The sequence below is a fragment of the Microbacterium sp. bgisy203 genome, assembly GCF_057706945.1.
Window position 1 is genome coordinate 46,427 of record NZ_JBYIPF010000005.1, and the last position, 16,320, is coordinate 62,746.

Here is a 16,320-nt window from a genome sequence, read left to right on the forward strand (position 1 = left end):
CGCTGAGGCCTGTGCGCGCTGAGGTCTGTGCGCGCTGGGGCTGTGACGCTTTCGGACGCTCAGGCGAGCGACTGGGCGACGCGCCGGACTTCGCTCTTGCGCCCGCTGCGGAGCGCCTCGATGGGGGCGACTCCGATGGAGTCCTCCGCGCTGAGAAGCCAGTCGATGAGTTCGTCGTCGGTGAAACCGGCATCCTGCAGCACGATCACCGTGCCGCGCAGCGACGCGAGCGGTGCACCGTCGACGAGGAAGACGGCGGGCACAGCGAACGCCCCCGCCCTCTTGCTGCCGACGAGGTGACGGTCATCGAGCAGGCGGCGGACGCGCCCGAGCGGTTCGCCGAGCACCTCGACGAGCTCGGGCATGGTGAGCCATTCGGTGGAGACGGTCGTGGCGGATTCATCGGTCACCCCTCCACTATCGCACCCCACGGGCCCCGGCGACGCGTCCCCTCCGCCTCGTGGTTGCCCGCATCGCTGGTCACCTGCCGCACTGTCACCTGCCGCACCGGACGCAGGCATCACTGGTCACACAGATCACTTCTGTCACTCCTGTTGACTCCGGCCCACATCCGTGACACGGTGACCGGGTCGAAGAAGGGGGAAATTCTTGCGACCCACATCTCCGTATGCGCGCACGCGCCTCGCCGCGACGACCGCCGTCGTCGGCACCGTCTCGCTCGTGCTCACCGCAGCCCCCGCGTCCGCTCAAGAGCGGCCCTCCGAGAGCTCAGGCCTCCGGTTCGTCGCCGTCACCCCGCCGCCGGCGGAATACACGATCCGCGCGGGCGACACCATCAGCGGGGTCGCCACGCGCTTCGGCCTGCGCACGCTCGACGTCCTCACCTGGAACGGACTCGGCTGGTCGAGCGTCATCCACCCCGGGCAGGTCATCTCGCTCGTCGCACCGGCGGTACCCGCCGCCGCGGCGCCCTCGACCCCTGCATCGCCTGCGCCCGCCGCTTCCGCGCCCGCCTCGGCGGCCGGGACCCACGTCGTCGTCTCCGGCGACACGCTCTGGGCCGTGGCCCAGGGCGCGGGCGTCTCGCTCGACGCGCTGCTGTCGGCGAACGGGCTGGGGCGCGACGCGATCATCTATCCCGGCCAGAGCCTCGTCCTTCCGGCATCCGTCGACGCCGCGACGGCCGCGGCCCGCGCGGCGGGGCTCGACGACGAGCAGATCGCGAACGCGCGCATCATTATCGAGGTCGGCCGCTCGCGCGGCGTGAGCGACCGCGGCATCGCGATCGCGCTCGCCACCGCGATGGTCGAGTCCTGGATCCGGAACCTCGACAGCGGAGACCGCGACTCGCGCGGCCTCTTCCAGCAACGTCCCAGCACCGGATGGGGCACCGCGGACGAGGTGCGCGACCCCCACCGCGCCGCCGCGGCCTTCTTCGGCGGCCCGTCCGACCCCAACGGCCCGCGCACCCGCGGTCTCCTCGACATCCCCGGATGGGAGGCGATGGAGTTCGGCGCCGCGGCACAGGCGGTGCAGGTCTCCGCGCACCCCGACCGCTACGCCCCGTGGGAGGAGCAAGCCTCCGCGTGGCTCGCGATCCTCGGCTGACCCCTCACCCGCGTCGACCGCAGGGTGAGGCGTTCCCCGGGCTCACGGCATCCGCTCCGTAGACTCTTCGCGTGAGCACGAGCCAGCAGACCGACCCGCTGATCGGCCGTCTGGTCGACAGTCGGTACCGGGTGCGCGCCCGTATCGCCCGCGGCGGCATGGCGACGGTGTACGTCGCGACCGACCTCCGCCTGGAACGCCGCGTCGCCCTCAAGGTGATGCACGGGCACCTTTCCGACGACACCGTGTTCCAGAGCCGCTTCATCCAAGAGGCGCGCGCGGCCGCCCGGCTCGCCGACCCGCACGTCGTGAACGTGTTCGACCAGGGCCAGGACGGCGAGATGGCCTACCTCGTCATGGAGTACCTGCCCGGCATCACCCTGCGCGATCTCGTCCGCGAGCAGCGGCGCCTGTCGATCCCGCAGACGATCACGATCATGGATGCCGTGCTGTCGGGTCTCGCTGCCGCGCACCGCGCCGGGATCGTGCACCGCGACGTGAAGCCCGAGAACGTCCTGCTCGCCGAAGACGGTCGCATCAAGATCGGTGACTTCGGCCTCGCTCGCGCGACGAGCGCGAACACCGCGACCGGCCAGATGCTGCTCGGGACGATCGCGTACCTCGCGCCCGAGCTCGTCACCCGCGGCACCGCCGATGCCCGCAGCGACATCTACGCACTCGGCATCATGCTCTACGAGATGCTCGCCGGCGAGCAGCCGTACAAGGGCGAGCAGCCGATGCAGATCGCCTACCAGCACGCGACCGACTCGGTGCCGCGCCCGAGCGCGAAGAACCCGGGCGTGCCGGAACAGCTCGACGAACTCGTCCTCTGGGCGACCGAGCGCGAACCCGACGACCGGCCCACCGACGCGCGCGTCATGCTCGAGCGCCTCCGCCAGATCGAGAAGGAGCTCGGCGTCTACCCGCAGGTCGTGCGCACCGCGCCCGACACCGGCGCGACGCGGGCCATCGCCGTCGACGACGGGATCGACTCGGGCGAAGTGACCAAGATCATGCCCGGCGCGTTCACCGCTCCGAGCGTCACCGACTCGGTCGACAACGCGACACGCCTGCGCCGGCGCACGCAGCGGAACGCGACGAAGGGCGCCTGGCTGGTGCTGATCGTCCTGCTGCTCGCGGGCCTCGCGGGCGGCGCGGGCTGGTGGTTCGGCTCGGGCCCCGGATCGCTCGTGGCGGTGCCCGACGTCACCGGCGCGACGATCGAGGAGGCCACCGGCATCCTCGCCGAGCACACGCTCGTCGCCGTCCGCGGCGAGGAGAACAGCCGCGACGTCGCCGCGGGCCTCACGATCCGCACCGACCCCGAGTCGGGGGCGCGCGTCGACCGCGACGCATCCGTCACCGTCGTCATCTCCCTCGGGCCCGCGTCGCACGACATCGCCGCCCTCGCGGGCATGACCGTCGGGGATGCGACAGACACCCTCGCGCCGCTGTACATCACGGCATCCGACGACGAGCCCGCGCGGTACTTCACCGACGCGCCCGCGGACACCGTCATCGCGGCGCGCATCACGCCGCCCGGCGGCGGCGACCCGATGGACTGCACGGGCGGCTGCACCGCGCTCGAGGGGTCGGTCGTGACCTTCGATCTGTCGGCCGGTCCGGTCCCGGACGTCTCGGGCGACACCGTCGACGCCGCCCGATCGGCGCTCAGCGCCGTGGGGCTCGACGCCGACACCGCCGAGGAGTACAGCGACGACGTCGCGAAGGGCCGCGTCATCCGCATCGCCGACCGTGACGGCGCGAGCCTCCAGCCCGGTGGATCGGTGACCCTCGTCGTGTCGAAGGGTCCTCAGCCGATCGAGGTGCCGAAGGTCGCGGGGATGAGTCTCGGCGAGGCCGTCGACACCTTGAAGAAGGCCGGGTTCAACCCGCAGACCTCGCTGCCTCAGCCGCTGTGGGGATTCTTCACCGCCGAGGGCACCGATCCCGCCGCGGGATCCCTGCAGCTGCCCGGCGCCGATATCAAGATCAAGTCCTCGGGCATCTAGCCGCTCTCCGCCCGCGTGCGCGCCCTCCGCCCGCACACCCGCGAGACCGCGCACATGTACGCTTTTCGGGCGTTTATCGTGACATTTGCGCGGTCTCGTGCCACGCGCGGCGCAACGCGCCCTGCACGCGGCGCGGCGTCACGCGAGTGCGCGGCGGACGCGGACGGCGAAGGAGCGGCATCCGTCGGCGAGGTCGTCGAGCGTCGCGACGAGGACGCGGTAGCCGGCATCCTCGAACAACTGCTGGCGTGTGAGGTCCTCGCGCCACTGCGCCGCGTCGGTGCGATGGTGGTCGCCGTGGTATTCGATGAGGACCCCACGATCCGGGTGGCCCAGGTCGGAGTGACGGATGCCGGCACGCGTCTGCACCGGCGGCTGCACGACCGGCTCCGAAAGCCCCTGGTCGACGAGCGCCAAACGCAGAAGGCTCTCCCGGGGCGACTGCGGCCCGACGCGCACGAGAGGGAGCGCAGCGGCCAGCGCCTTCGCGCCCCGCTTTCCGCGGTGCGCGCGGCCGGCCGCGGCGAGGTCGTCGAGGTTGCACAGCGGCACGCGACCGCCGCGGCGGCGGAACGGGCCGGTCACGAGGTAGTCCCCGGCCGCGACGAGCCAGTCGACGCTCAGCGCCCGACGACGGCCGGTCTCGGGGTCGATGCCGAGCGCGCCGGGCACCGACAGCTCCGCCCAGACGCCGGCCGGAGACACCATCGGAAGAGGGCCGACGAAGGCGTCGCCGGGGTGGTCCCCACTCCCCCACCCGACGATGCCGGGGCGCCGCAGCGGCTCCGCCGCGCCCAGCGACAGAACGTGGAGGGGCTCGCCGTCGCGCCAGGGAAGAGGCACGGGAACGCCCCACAGTCGCGCGGCGGTGAGATGGCTGAACCAGCGCGATCCGCCCAGGAGCGGCAATGCCGCCTCGCACGCGCCGAACAGGTCGCCCGACGCCGCCGAGGAGTACACGCCGTGGTGCGGATGCGCGATGTCGGATGCCGACATCCGGCGCCGGGTCAGGCCCCATTCCCGCGCATCGCCCGGGGTGAAGGGCACCCCGGTGAGCGGAGCGGGCAACGGAGGATGACGTTTCGGCATCCCTCGATCATCCGCGAAAGCGCTCACGCTCCGCGGAACCATCCACACCCCGCCGCGAGACCGCGCATATGCACGCTTCCGGCGCGTTTATCGTGACATTTGCGCGGTCTCGCGGTCAGAAAAGGCCAGCGGGGTCAGCGCTTTTCGAGCTCCTCGGCCACCAGGAACGCGAGCTCGAGGGACTGCATGTGGTTCAGGCGCGGGTCGCACAGGCTCTCGTAGCGGGTCGCGAGGGTCGCCTCGTCGATCTGCTCCGAGCCGCCGAGGCACTCGGTGACGTCGTCACCGGTGAGCTCGACGTGGATGCCGCCGGGGTGCGTCCCCACGGCGCGGTGCGCCTCGAAGAAGCCGCGGACCTCGTCGACGACGTCGTCGAAGCGACGCGTCTTGTACCCGGTGGGCGTCGTGATGCCGTTGCCGTGCATCGGGTCGGTGACCCACAGCGGCGTCGCCCCGGCATCCTTCACGGCCTCCAGCAGCGGCGGCAGCGCGTCGCGGATCTTGCCCGCACCCATGCGCGTGATGAAGGTGAGACGGCCCGGCTCGCGTTCGGGATCGAGCTTGTCGATGAGGGCCAGGGCCGTCTCGGGGCTCGTGGTCGGACCGAGCTTGACCCCGATGGGGTTGCGGATCTTGGAGAAGTAGTCGACGTGCGCGCCGTCGAGGTCACGCGTGCGCTCGCCGATCCAGAGGAAGTGCGCCGACGTGTTGTAGACATCCTGCGTGCGCGAGTCGATGCGGGTCATCGGGCGCTCGTAGTCCATCAGCAGACCCTCGTGACCCGTGTAGAACTCGACGCGCTTGAGCTCGTCGAAGTCGGCTCCGGCGGCCTCCATGAACTTGATGGCGCGGTCGATCTCGGTCGCGAGCCCCTCGTACCGGGCGTTCGCGGGGTTCGAGGCGAAGCCCTTGTTCCACGAATGGACTTCGCGGAGGTCGGCGAACCCGCCCTGCGTGAACGCGCGGATGAGATTGATGGTGGATGCCGCGGTGTGGTAGCCCTGCAGCAGCCGGCGCGGGTCGGCGGTGCGCGATCCTTCGGTGAAGTCGTACCCGTTGACGATGTCGCCGCGGTAGGCGGGAAGAGTGACGTCGCCGCGGGTCTCGGTGTCGCTCGATCGGGGCTTGGCGAACTGCCCGGCCATCCGCCCCATCTTGACGACGGGCATCGAGGCGCCGTAGGTGAGGACGACCGCCATCTGCAGCACCGTCTTGATGCGGCTGCGGATCTGGTCGGCGGTCGCTCCCGCGAAGGTCTCGGCGCAGTCTCCGCCCTGCAGCAGGAACGCCTTCCCGGCGGCGGCACGCGCCAGGCGCTCGCGCAGGTTGTCGACCTCGCCGGCGAAGACGAGCGGCGGAAGCGAGGCGATCTCCGCGGAGACCTCGGCGACCGCGTCGGCGTCGTCCCACGTGGGCTGCTGCTTGATGGGGAGGGTGCGCCAGTGGTCCAGGCTCCGCGGGTCGACAGCGGCGGAGTTCGCGTGCAGAACGGGCATCCGTTCAGTCTAGTCGTGGCCCGCAGGGCCAGGATGCCGTATGACGGGAGTCACACCGCGGCGGAATCGGCGGGATCCCCGACCGCCGCGACGCCGTCGAAGCCCGTCGCGGCGCGGTTCTTCACGGTCGACGCGTAGACGTCTTCGTACCGCTGCTCGCCGAGGCGCTGGAGGGCCACCATGATCTCGTCGGTGACCGAGCGGAGCACGAACCGGTCGGATTCCATCCCGTGGAACCTCGAGAAGTCGAGCGGCTCGCCGATCACCATGCCGACGCGGCCGATCCGCGGGATGGAGCGCCCGATCGGCATGATCTCGCCGGTGTCGACCATGACGACCGGGACGACGGGAACGCGCGCTTCGAGCGCCATGCGCGCGAGGCCCGTCCTTCCGCGGTACAGCTTGCCATCGGGGCTGCGGGTTCCCTCCGGGTAGATGCCGAGGAGGTCGCCCCGTCCGAGCACCTGCAGGCCCGTGTTGAGGGATGCCTCGGAGGCCTTGCCGCCCGTGCGATCGATCGGGATCTGCCCCGTCGCCTTCATGAAGACGCGGGTCGCCCACCCCTTGATGCCCTTGCCGGTGAAGTAGTCGCTCTTGGCGAGGAAGCTCATCGGCCGGTCGATCATGAGCGGCAGGAAGATCGAATCGCTCACCGAGAGGTGGTTCGAGGCGAGGATCGCGGCGCCCGTCGACGGGACGTTCGAGCGCCCCACGATCCATGGCCGGAAGATCGCCTTCACGATCGGTCCGATCACGATGTACTTCATCACCCAGTAGAACATCGCGGTCTCCTACCGGCTCCGCATGCCGGCGAGGTCGGCGACGCCGACGAGTCCGGCGTCGTTGCCGAGGGATGCCGTGACGAACCGCGCCGTCGGCCGCTGGCCGAACCCGGGAAGCGCCGTGTCGTACGCGCGCCGCGCGGGCTCGAGCAGCGCCTCGCCGAGCTCGGCCACTCCCCCGCCGATGACGAAGAGGTCGGGGTCGAGGACGGCCTGGAAGGCGCCGCACGCCTCGCCGAGGGCCGTGGCGACGCGGCGCACGGCCTCGAGTGCGCCGGGGTCTTCGTCGGCGAGCAACAGGGCGAGCTCTCGCGAGGGGACGTTGCCCTTCTTGTTGCGGTGCGCGGCGACGGCGGTGCCGATCTCGGGGTCCTCGGCGACGTCGGCGAGCTCGCGCTGAAGCGCGCGGCCCGAGGCGTACTGCTCGAGGCATCCGTTCTGCCCGCATCCGCAGGGGCGCCCGCCCCGGAGGAAGCGGACGTGGCCGAGCTCGGCGGCGCTGCCGTTGGCGCCGATGAGGAGCTGGCCGTTGTTCACGACGGCGCCGCCCACCCCTGTGCCGAGGGTCACCATGACCATGTCGGTCGATTCGCGGCCCGCGCCGAAGCGGAACTCGCCCCACCCCGCGGCGTTGGCATCGTTCTCGAGGGTGACCGGGCGGCCGATGAGCGCCTCGAACTCGGCGCGCAGCGGCTCGTCGTGCCACGCGATGTTCGGGGAGTGGAGCATGACCGAGCGCGCGGCGTCGATGTAGCCCGCGGCGGCGACGCCGACCGCGTGCACGTCGTGGCGCCCGGCGAGCTCGGCCACCATATCGGCCACCGCGCGTGCGAGTGCGCCGGTGTCGGCGGGCGTGGGTACGCGGAGGTGCTCGAGGATGCGCCCGTCGTCCGCGACGACGCCTCCGGCGATCTTGGTCCCACCGATGTCGATGCCGACGTTGAGCACTGCGCATCCTTCCACCGCACGGGATCCGGCGCAGAAGGTCTCTCCTGCGGGCGGCGCGGCACCCGAGAGTCTAGTGTGGGGAGCGCGGTCCGACGGGGTGCAGGGGCCGTGCACGACCCGCACCGGTCCCGACCCGGCGCGGAGGGACTGAGTTCCACATTCCGTTAGACTCGATCCCACCGTCATCTGACGTCACCCGGTACCGAAGGAGTTGCCGCCCATATGAGCGCCGTCGTTCAGTTCGAAGTCCCCGCCGTCGTCCCCGAAGACCCGACCGCGAATGTCGCGGACCTGCTGGTCGCCCGCGTCAAGGAGACCCCGTCCCTGGCATTGTTCGCCGTCCCCGAGGGCGACGGATGGCGCGACATCACCGCCGCCGAGTTCCAGCGCGACGTCGTGGCGCTGGCCAAGGGCTTCGTCGCCGCGGGCATCGAGCCCGGCGACAAGGTGGCCTTCATCGCGCGCACCACCTATGAATGGACGCTCGTCGACTTCGCGCTCTTCTTCGCCGGCGCCGTCATGGTCCCCGTCTACGAGACCAGCTCCGCCTCGCAGATCTCCTGGATCGTCTCCGACTCCGGCGCCATCGCGGTGCTCGGCGAGTCGGCCGATCACGCCGCCCGCATCGCCGAGGTCCGCGGCGAGCTCCCGCTCGTCCGCGAGGTGTGGAACATGGATGCCGGTGACCTCGACGTCCTCCGCCGGGGCGGCGTCGACGTGGCCGACGCCGAGATCGAGCGCCGCCGCAGCCTCGCCGTCGGCTCCGACATCGCAACCCTCATCTACACCTCGGGCTCGACCGGCCGACCCAAGGGCTGCGTCCTCACGCACAGCAACTTCGTCGAGCTCGCCCGCAACTCCGCGAAGAACCTCGAAGAGCTCGTCTCCGAGCCCGGCGCCTCGACCCTGCTGTTCATCACGACCGCGCACGTCTTCGCGCGCTTCATCTCGATCCTCGACGTGCACGCGGGCGTGAAGACGGGTCACCAGCCCGACACGAAGCAGCTCCTCCCGGCGCTCGGCTCGTTCCAGCCCTCGTTCCTCCTCGCCGTCCCGCGCGTGTTCGAGAAGGTCTACAACTCGGCCGAGCAGAAGGCCGAGGCCGGCGGCAAGGGCAAGATCTTCCGCGCCGCGGCCCACACCGCGATCGAGAAGTCGACGCTCGAGCAGGAGGGCAAGAAGGTGCCGCTGGGCACCAAGATCAAGTTCGCCGTCTTCGACAAGCTCGTCTACGCCAAGCTCCGCGAAGCGATGGGCGGGCGCGTGAAGTACGCCGTGTCGGGCTCTGCGCCCCTCGGTCCGCGCCTCGGCCACTTCTTCCACAGCCTGGGTGTGACGATCCTCGAGGGCTACGGTCTCACCGAGACGACCGCCCCGGCGACCGTCAACACCGTCAAGAAGTCGAAGATCGGCACGGTCGGCACGGTCATCCCCGGTGTCGGTGTGCGCCTCGCCGAGGACGGCGAAGTCGAGGTGCGCGGCGTGAACGTCTTCCGCGAGTACTGGAATAACCCCGAGGCGACCGACGCCGCGTTCGACGACGGCTGGTTCCGCACGGGCGACCTCGGCTCGTTCGACAGTGAGGGGTTCCTCACGATCACCGGGCGCAAGAAGGAGATCATCGTCACCGCCGGCGGCAAGAACGTCGCGCCGGCCGCGCTCGAGGACCCGATCCGCGCGAACCCGATCGTCAGCCAGGTCGTCGTCGTCGGCGACCAGAAGCCGTTCATCGCGGCGCTCGTCACCCTCGACACCGAGATGCTCCCGACCTGGCTCGCGAACAACGGTCTGCCCGCCGACATGTCGCTGGCGGATGCCGCGAAGAACAGCAAGGTCCGCGAAGAGGTGCAGACCGCCGTCGACCGCGCGAACAAGACCGTCTCGCGCGCCGAGTCGATCCGCAAGTTCACGATCCTCGACACCGAGTGGACAGAGGACAGCGGCCACCTGACCCCGAAGATGAGCATCAAGCGGAACGTCATCCTCGACGACTTCGCCGATGCGGTCGAGGACATCTACACGGTGCCCGTCAACACCACCAACGTGTCGCTCGGCTGACGCCGCGCGTTTCGACTTGCGGCTGGCGCCGCTCGCTCAACGACCGGTGAGGGGCTTCCCCACCGGTCGTTGAGCGTCTGGGGGGAACCCTCGCCAGTCGTTGAGCGACGAGCGCAGCGAGGAATCGAATCGGGTCAGGCGCTCAGAACCAGTCGCTCTCGCGCACCTCGCGCATCGCGGTGCGGCGGTCCTCGGGACTCAGGCGCGACAGGTACAGCATGCCGTCGAGGTGATCGGTCTCGTGCTGCAGCGCCTGGGCGAGCAGCCCGTCGCCCTCCAGGACGATCTCGGCACCGTCGAGGTCGATGCCCTCCACGCGCGCCCACGGGTGCCGCAGCGCGTCGTGCCAGAGGCCGGGGACCGACAGGCATCCCTCGCTCACCGGTTCCGGCTCGCCGCGCACCTCGACGAGCACCGGGTTCAGGATGTAGCCGATGTCGCCGTCGATGTTGTAGCTGAAGGCCCGGAGTCCGACGCCGATCTGGGGCGCCGCGACGCCCGCACGCCCGGGAAGGGCGACGGTGTCGACGAGATCCTGCACGAGGGCGCGGATGCCGTCGTCGATGTCGCCGATCGGCTCGCTGACGGCCCGGAGCACGGGGTCGCCGAAGAGGCGGATCGTGCGGACGGCCATCAGGCGGCGGCCTGCGTGCGAAGACCCTCGACCACGGTCGCCGCGAGCTGGCGTGCCGCCTCGCGTGTCTCGGGCTGGAGGTCGCGGAACGCGATGGCGCTCCCCGCGGCGATGTGCGGGTCGTACGGCATCCGCACGACCGCGCGCACGCGGCTGCGGAAGTGCGCCTCGAGTTCCTCGGCGCGCACGAGAGCCGCGCCCGGGCGCGCGGCGTTCAGCACGACGACGGCGCTGCGGACCCGGTCGGCGTAGCCGTTGGTCTCCAGCCAGGTGAGGGTCTCCGAGGCGAGGCGCGCCTCGTCGACGCTGAGGCCGGCCACGATCACGAGCGTGTCGGCACGCTCGAGCGTGGCGCTCATGACCGAATGGACGATGCCGGTTCCGGTGTCGGTGAGGACGACGGAGTAGAAGTGCGCGGCGATCTCGGCGACGTCCTCGTAGTCGGCGTCGCTGAAGGCCTCGGAGATGTGCGGGTCGGCCTCGGAGGCGAGCACGTCTAGGCGCGTGTGGTCGCGCGCGACGATCTGGGAGATGTCGTTGAAGCCGTGCACGTCGTCGCGCGCGCGGATGAGGTCGCGCACCGTCTTGCCGCTCGGGCGTCCGATGCGCTCGGCGAGCGTGCCGCGGTCGGGGTTCGCGTCGACCGCGATGATCCGGTCTTCGCGGGCGTCGGCGAGAGCCATGCCGAGGAGCGTCGTGACGGTCGTCTTGCCGACGCCGCCCTTGCGCGAGAGCACCGGCACGAAGCGGGCGCCGCCGGCAAGAGGTGCGGCGATGCGGCGGTCGAGGGCCTTCCGCGCCTGCGCGCGGCGCCCGTCGCCGAGGTTGATGCGGCGTCCGGAGAGGCGGTAGACGAGGTTCTGCCAGGTGCCCTCGGGCTCGGGGCGGACGACGTGCGCCGGGTCGAGCAGCCGGTCGGGGGTGAGCAGGTCGGAGCTCTCCCGGTCGGCGTCGAAGTCGCCGAGGCGCCGCGACTGGAGCGTGATCTCCGAGGTGCGCGGGCGCACGCGCTCGGCGTGGTCGGCGTCGGGGACCGCGATCGCGGAGGCCGCATCCGGCGCGGGCGCCGCCGGGAGGGCGGAGGCGGGCTCGGCCGTGTACGCGCGCGAAGCACCGAGCGTCGCGTCGCCGCCCACGATGTCACCGCCCACGACGTCGTCGTCGACGAGGTCGTCGTCGTCGTCGGCGTGCGCGGGGAGCGTCACGTCGACCTGAGCGGTCGCGCCTCCCACGATGCCGATGCCGGTCGTCTCGGCGCCCACGGGGCCCTCGAGGACCCCGTTGTCGGCGTCGTCGGCCGGATTGTCGTTGCGATCAGACGCCACGGTGCACTCTCCCAGATCTTCCGAGGGCGCGAACGCCCCGACCCAGGCTAGTCGGCGGGTCGGATGACGACCAAAAGATCGCCGGCCTCGACCGGTGCCGTCGCGGCGATCGCGAGGCGCTCGATGACCCCGTCGACGGGAGCGGTGATGGCGGCTTCCATCTTCATCGCCTCGATGGATGCCACGGGCTGGCCCGCCTGCACGCGGTCGCCGACCGCAGCCTTGAGCGTCACGACACCCGAGAACGGCGCCGCGACCTGACCGGGCTTCGACGTGTCGGCCTTCTCGGCCTGACGCGTCTCGACGTCGATCGACCGGTCGCGGACGAACACGGGCCGCAGCTGGCCGTTGAGCGTCGTCATGACGGTGCGCATGCCCTTGTCGTCGGCTTCGCCGATCGCCTCGAGGCCCACATAGAGCTGCACGCCGCGCTCGATCTCGACGACGTGCTCGGCACCGGGAGTGAGCCCGTACAGGTAATCGGCCGTGTCGAGGACGCTGAGGTCGCCGTAGGTGTCGCGCACCTCGCGGAACGCCTTCGTCGGCCCGGGGAAGAGGAGCGTGTTGAGCGTCGTGCGGCGGGTCGCCGAATCGGCATCCAGCGCTGCGGCATCCTCGTCGGAGATCTCGGTGACGCCCACCCGCACGTTCCGACCCTGCAGGACCTTGCTGCGGAAGGGCTCGGGCCAGCCGCCCGGCAGGTCGCCGAGCTCGCCCGCCATGAAGCCGACGACCGAGTCGGGCACGTCGTACTTCTCCGGGTTCGCCGCGAAGTCGGCGGGGTCCGCTTTCACGGCGGCGAGGTGGAGCGCGAGGTCGCCCACGACCTTCGACGAGGGCGTCACCTTCGGCACGCGGCCGAGGATGTCGTTCGCCGCCGCGTACATGTCCTCGATGAGCTCGAAGTCGTCGGCGAGGCCGAGCGCGATCGCCTGCTGGCGGAGGTTGGAGAGCTGTCCGCCGGGGATCTCGTGATGGTACACGCGGCCGGTGGGGCCGGGCAGGCCCGACTCGAACGGACGGTACAGGTGCCGCACCGCCTCCCAGTACGGCTCGAGATCCGACACCGCCTGCAGGTCGAGGCCGGTGTCGCGCTCGGTGTGCGCGAGCGCGGCGACGAGCGCCGACAGCGACGGCTGGCTCGTCGTCCCCGACATGGGCGCCGCGGCCGCGTCCACGGCATCCGCCCCCGCCTGGCTCGCCGCGAGGAGTGTCGCGAGCTGGCCGCCCGCCGTGTCGTGGGTGTGGACGTGCACGGGCGCGTCGAACCGCTCGCGGAGGGCCGTCACGAGCTTCGAGGCGGCGGCGGGGCGGAGGAGCCCGGCCATGTCCTTGATCGCGATGATGTGGGCGCCCGCGTCGACGACCTGCTCTGCGAGGTTCAGGTAGTAGTCGAGCGTGTAGAGGCTCTCACTCGGGTCGAGCAGGTCGGCGGTGTAGCAGATCGCGGCCTCGGCGACGGCGGTGCCGGTCTCGAGGACCGCGTCGATCGCGGGACGCATCTGGGCGACGTCGTTGAGCGCGTCGAAGATGCGGAAGATGTCGACGCCCGACGCCGCCGCCTCGCGGACGAACGCGTCGGTCACCTGCGTCGGGTACGGGGTGTAGCCGACCGTGTTGCGCCCGCGCAGAAGCATCTGGATCGCGACGTTCGGAAGCGCCTCGCGCAGGGCGTCGAGCCGCTCCCACGGGTCTTCGCCGAGGAAGCGCAGCGCGACGTCGTACGTCGCCCCGCCCCACGCCTCGACGGAGAGCAGCTGCGGCTCCATGCGGGCGACGTAGGGCGCCACGGCGAGGAGGTCGCGCGTGCGCACGCGGGTCGCGAGGAGCGACTGGTGCGCGTCGCGGAACGTCGTCTCGGTGACGGCGAGCGGGGTCTGCGCGCGCAGCTGCGCGGCGAAGCCGGCGGGACCGAGTTCCTGGATGCGCTGACGCGTGCCGGCCGGCGGCGTCGTGCCGAGGTCGATGTGCGGCAGCTTGGATGCCGGGTCGACCGTGAGCGGGTTGTCGCCGTTCGGGCGGTTGACGGTCGTGTCGGCGAGCCAGGAGATGATCTTCGAGCCGCGGTCCTTCGAGGGGCGGCCGAGGAGGAGCTCGGGGCGCTCGTCGATGAAGGAGGTGCTGAGGTCGCCCGCGACGAAGGCCGGGTCGTCGAGCACGGCCTGCAGGAACGGGATGTTCGTCGAGACGCCGCGGATGCGGAATTCCGCCAGGGCACGGCGCGAACGCACGACCGCCGCGGCGAAGTCGCGGCCACGGCACGTGAGCTTCGCGAGCATCGAGTCGAAGTGGGGGCTCACCTGCGAGCCCGCGGCGGTCGTGCCGCCGTCGAGGCGGATGCCGGCGCCGCCGGGCGAGCGGTACGTCGTGATCTTGCCGGTGTCGGGGCGGAAGCCCTGCGTGGGGTCCTCGGTCGTGATGCGGCACTGCAGCGCCGCGCCGCGCAGGTGGATGTCCTCCTGGTGCAGGCCCAGGTCGCCGAGGGTCTCCCCCGCGGCGATCCGCATCTGCGACTGCACGAGGTCGACGTCGGTCACCTCTTCGGTGACCGTGTGCTCGACCTGGATGCGCGGGTTCATCTCGATGAAGACGACTTCGCCCGTGCGCGGTCCGGCGGTCTCGAGGAGGAACTCCACCGTGCCGGCGTTCTCGTACCCGATCGAGCGGGCGAAGGCGACGGCATACCCGTGCAGCGCGGTGCGGACATCGTCGGCGAGGTTCGGCGCGGGGGCGATCTCGATGACCTTCTGGTGGCGGCGCTGCACCGAGCAGTCCCGCTCGAACAGGTGCACCGTCTCGCCGGTCTTGTCGGCGAGGATCTGCACCTCGACGTGGCGGGGGCGCTGCACCGCCTGCTCGAGGAAGACGCGGGCGTCACCGAAGGCGCTGTCGGCCTCGCGCATGGCCTCGGCGATCGCGGGGGCCAAGGCATCCTTCGTCTCGACGCGGCGCATGCCGCGCCCGCCGCCGCCGGCGACCGCCTTGACGAAGATGGGGAAGCCGATGTCGTCCGACTGGCTGAGGAGGAGGTCGACGTCGTCGGATGCCGGAGTGCTCCGCAGCACCGGGACGCCCGCGGCGATCGCGTGCTCCTTCGCCGTGACCTTGTTGCCGGCCATCTCGAGGGCGCGGGCGGGCGGACCGATGAAGACGATGCCGTTCTCGGCGGCCCGCGCGGCGAGATCGGGATTCTCCGAGAGGAAGCCGTAGCCGGGGTAGATCGCATCGGCGCCGGACTCGAGCGCGACCCGGATGATCTCGTCGACGTCGAGGTAGGCCCGCACGGGCTGACCCTTCGTACCGATCTGGTACGCCTCGTCGGCCTTCAGCCGGTGCAGCGAGAAGCGGTCTTCGTACGGGTAGACCGCGACGGTCCGGGCACCCAGCTCGAAGGCGGCGCGGAAGGCTCGGATCGCGATCTCGCCGCGGTTCGCGACCAGGATCTTTCGGAACATGCTCACCTCGTGGGGGAGAGTGCGATGCGCGACATCACGCATCGGGCTGCCTGAGTGTCCTCACAGCCTAGGGGACGGTAACGTAGAGCCTCGTGCACGTACTCTCCGTCTCCTCGCTCAAGGGGGGTGTCGGCAAGACGACCGTGACGCTCGGCCTCGCCTCTGCGGCGTTCGCCCGTGGCGTGCGGACTCTCGTCGTCGACCTCGACCCGCAGTCCGACGTGTCGACGGGGATGGACATCCAGGTCGCCGGGCGCCTCAACGTCGCCGACGTCCTCGCGAACCCCAAGGAGAAGGTCGTCCGTCAGGCGATCACCTCGAGCGGGTGGTCGAAGGTCCACGCCGGCACGATCGACGTCATGATCGGGAGCCCCTCGGCCATCAACTTCGACGGTCCGCACCCGTCGGTGCGCGATGTCTGGAAGCTCGAAGAGGCCCTCGCGACGATCGAGGCCGACTACGACCTCGTCCTCATCGACTGCGCGCCCTCCCTCAACGCCCTGACGCGCACCGCGTGGGCGGCATCCGACCGCGTCATCGTGGTGACCGAGCCCGGGCTCTTCTCCGTCGCCGCCGCCGACCGCGCACTGCGCGCGATCGAGGAGATCCGTCGTGGCCTCTCGCCGCGCCTGCAGCCCCTCGGCATCGTCGTGAACCGCGTGCGCCCGCAGTCGATCGAGCACCAGTTCCGCATCAAGGAGCTCCGCGACATGTTCGGCCCGCTCGTCCTCTCCCCCCAGCTGCCCGAGCGCACGTCGCTCCAGCAGGCGCAGGGCGCGGCGAAGCCGCTGCACATCTGGCCCGGCGACTCCGCTCAGGAACTCGCGGGCGACTTCGACGCGCTTCTCGACCGCGTCATGCGCACCGGCCGCATCGCCGCCGGCGAACAGCGCGCCTGACCACGCCTCGCTGATCGAGTGCCGCGGCGGAGCCGTGGTGTAGGGAGATCACG

At 71.1% G+C, this 16,320-nt stretch carries 12 protein-coding genes; 4 read left to right on the plus strand and 8 right to left on the minus strand.

Features of this window, described 5'->3' with window-relative positions:
• Positions 1-59 precede the first annotated feature (59 nt).
• Positions 60-410: an Rv2175c family DNA-binding protein gene (locus AC3ENQ_RS09385; RefSeq protein ID WP_431803946.1), complete on the minus strand. Its 351-nt coding sequence runs from the start codon at positions 408-410 to the stop codon at positions 60-62.
• Between the two features lie 199 nt (positions 411-609).
• Between AC3ENQ_RS09385 and AC3ENQ_RS09390 the strand changes: the two genes are divergently transcribed.
• Positions 610-1,569, plus strand: a complete 960-nt coding sequence (locus AC3ENQ_RS09390; RefSeq protein WP_431803948.1) for a LysM peptidoglycan-binding domain-containing protein — start codon at positions 610-612, stop codon at positions 1,567-1,569.
• Positions 1,570-1,640: 71 nt separating this feature from the next.
• Positions 1,641-3,581, plus strand: coding sequence for a Stk1 family PASTA domain-containing Ser/Thr kinase (gene pknB, locus AC3ENQ_RS09395; protein ID WP_431803950.1), 1,941 nt, complete (start codon positions 1,641-1,643; stop codon positions 3,579-3,581).
• A 138-nt stretch (positions 3,582-3,719) separates the two neighbouring features.
• On the opposite strand, the gene AC3ENQ_RS09400 is transcribed toward pknB, so the two are convergent.
• From AC3ENQ_RS09400 to AC3ENQ_RS09415, 4 genes are all read right to left on the minus strand, one after another.
• The gene (locus AC3ENQ_RS09400; RefSeq protein WP_431803952.1) at positions 3,720-4,670 is read right to left on the minus strand and encodes a hypothetical protein; all 951 of its coding nucleotides are present in this window, start codon (positions 4,668-4,670) and stop codon (positions 3,720-3,722) included.
• 134 nt (positions 4,671-4,804) lie between these two features.
• Complete coding sequence (locus AC3ENQ_RS09405) at positions 4,805-6,166, minus strand: class II 3-deoxy-7-phosphoheptulonate synthase (RefSeq protein WP_431803954.1); 1,362 nt, start codon at positions 6,164-6,166, stop codon at positions 4,805-4,807.
• Positions 6,167-6,216: 50 nt separating this feature from the next.
• Positions 6,217-6,948, minus strand: a complete 732-nt coding sequence (locus AC3ENQ_RS09410) for a lysophospholipid acyltransferase family protein (protein ID WP_431803956.1) — start codon at positions 6,946-6,948, stop codon at positions 6,217-6,219.
• 9 nt (positions 6,949-6,957) lie between these two features.
• A complete protein-coding gene (locus tag AC3ENQ_RS09415) occupies positions 6,958-7,896 on the minus strand; it encodes an ROK family glucokinase (protein WP_431803958.1) in 939 nt (312 codons plus the stop codon).
• A gap of 222 nt (positions 7,897-8,118) precedes the next feature.
• On the opposite strand from AC3ENQ_RS09415, the gene AC3ENQ_RS09420 reads away from it, so the two are divergent.
• Positions 8,119-9,954, plus strand: a complete 1,836-nt coding sequence (locus AC3ENQ_RS09420; protein ID WP_431803959.1) for an AMP-dependent synthetase/ligase — start codon at positions 8,119-8,121, stop codon at positions 9,952-9,954.
• 142 nt (positions 9,955-10,096) lie between these two features.
• Here AC3ENQ_RS09420 and def read toward each other — a convergent pair whose 3' ends face one another.
• The 3 genes from def to AC3ENQ_RS09435 are packed head-to-tail and all read right to left on the minus strand — an operon-like array spanning position 10,097 to position 15,368.
• Complete coding sequence (gene def, locus AC3ENQ_RS09425) at positions 10,097-10,588, minus strand: peptide deformylase (protein ID WP_431803961.1); 492 nt, start codon at positions 10,586-10,588, stop codon at positions 10,097-10,099.
• Positions 10,588-11,913 carry a MinD/ParA family ATP-binding protein gene (locus AC3ENQ_RS09430; RefSeq protein WP_431803963.1) on the minus strand — a complete coding sequence of 442 codons (1,326 nt, stop codon included), beginning with the start codon at positions 11,911-11,913 and terminating at the stop codon, positions 10,588-10,590. Before AC3ENQ_RS09430 ends, def begins: the two co-directional genes overlap by 1 nt.
• Before the next feature lie 47 nt (positions 11,914-11,960).
• Positions 11,961-15,368, minus strand: coding sequence for a pyruvate carboxylase (locus AC3ENQ_RS09435; protein ID WP_431803965.1), 3,408 nt, complete (start codon positions 15,366-15,368; stop codon positions 11,961-11,963).
• 92 nt (positions 15,369-15,460) lie between these two features.
• Here AC3ENQ_RS09435 and AC3ENQ_RS09440 point away from each other — a divergent pair, with 92 nt between their 5' ends.
• Complete coding sequence (locus tag AC3ENQ_RS09440) at positions 15,461-16,267, plus strand: ParA family protein (protein WP_431803967.1); 807 nt, start codon at positions 15,461-15,463, stop codon at positions 16,265-16,267.
• Positions 16,268-16,320 lie beyond the last annotated feature (53 nt).

Coding starts and splice junctions, on each gene's coding strand:
- AC3ENQ_RS09410 (WP_431803956.1), bottom strand. CDS start 6,948: ATGTTCTACTGGGTGATGAAGTACATCGTGATCGGACCGATCGTGAAG.
- AC3ENQ_RS09435 (WP_431803965.1), bottom strand. CDS start 15,368: ATGTTCCGAAAGATCCTGGTCGCGAACCGCGGCGAGATCGCGATCCGA.
- AC3ENQ_RS09400 (WP_431803952.1), bottom strand. CDS start 4,670: ATGCCGAAACGTCATCCTCCGTTGCCCGCTCCGCTCACCGGGGTGCCC.
- AC3ENQ_RS09405 (WP_431803954.1), bottom strand. CDS start 6,166: ATGCCCGTTCTGCACGCGAACTCCGCCGCTGTCGACCCGCGGAGCCTG.
- def (WP_431803961.1), bottom strand. CDS start 10,588: ATGGCCGTCCGCACGATCCGCCTCTTCGGCGACCCCGTGCTCCGGGCC.
- AC3ENQ_RS09420 (WP_431803959.1), top strand. CDS start 8,119: ATGAGCGCCGTCGTTCAGTTCGAAGTCCCCGCCGTCGTCCCCGAAGAC.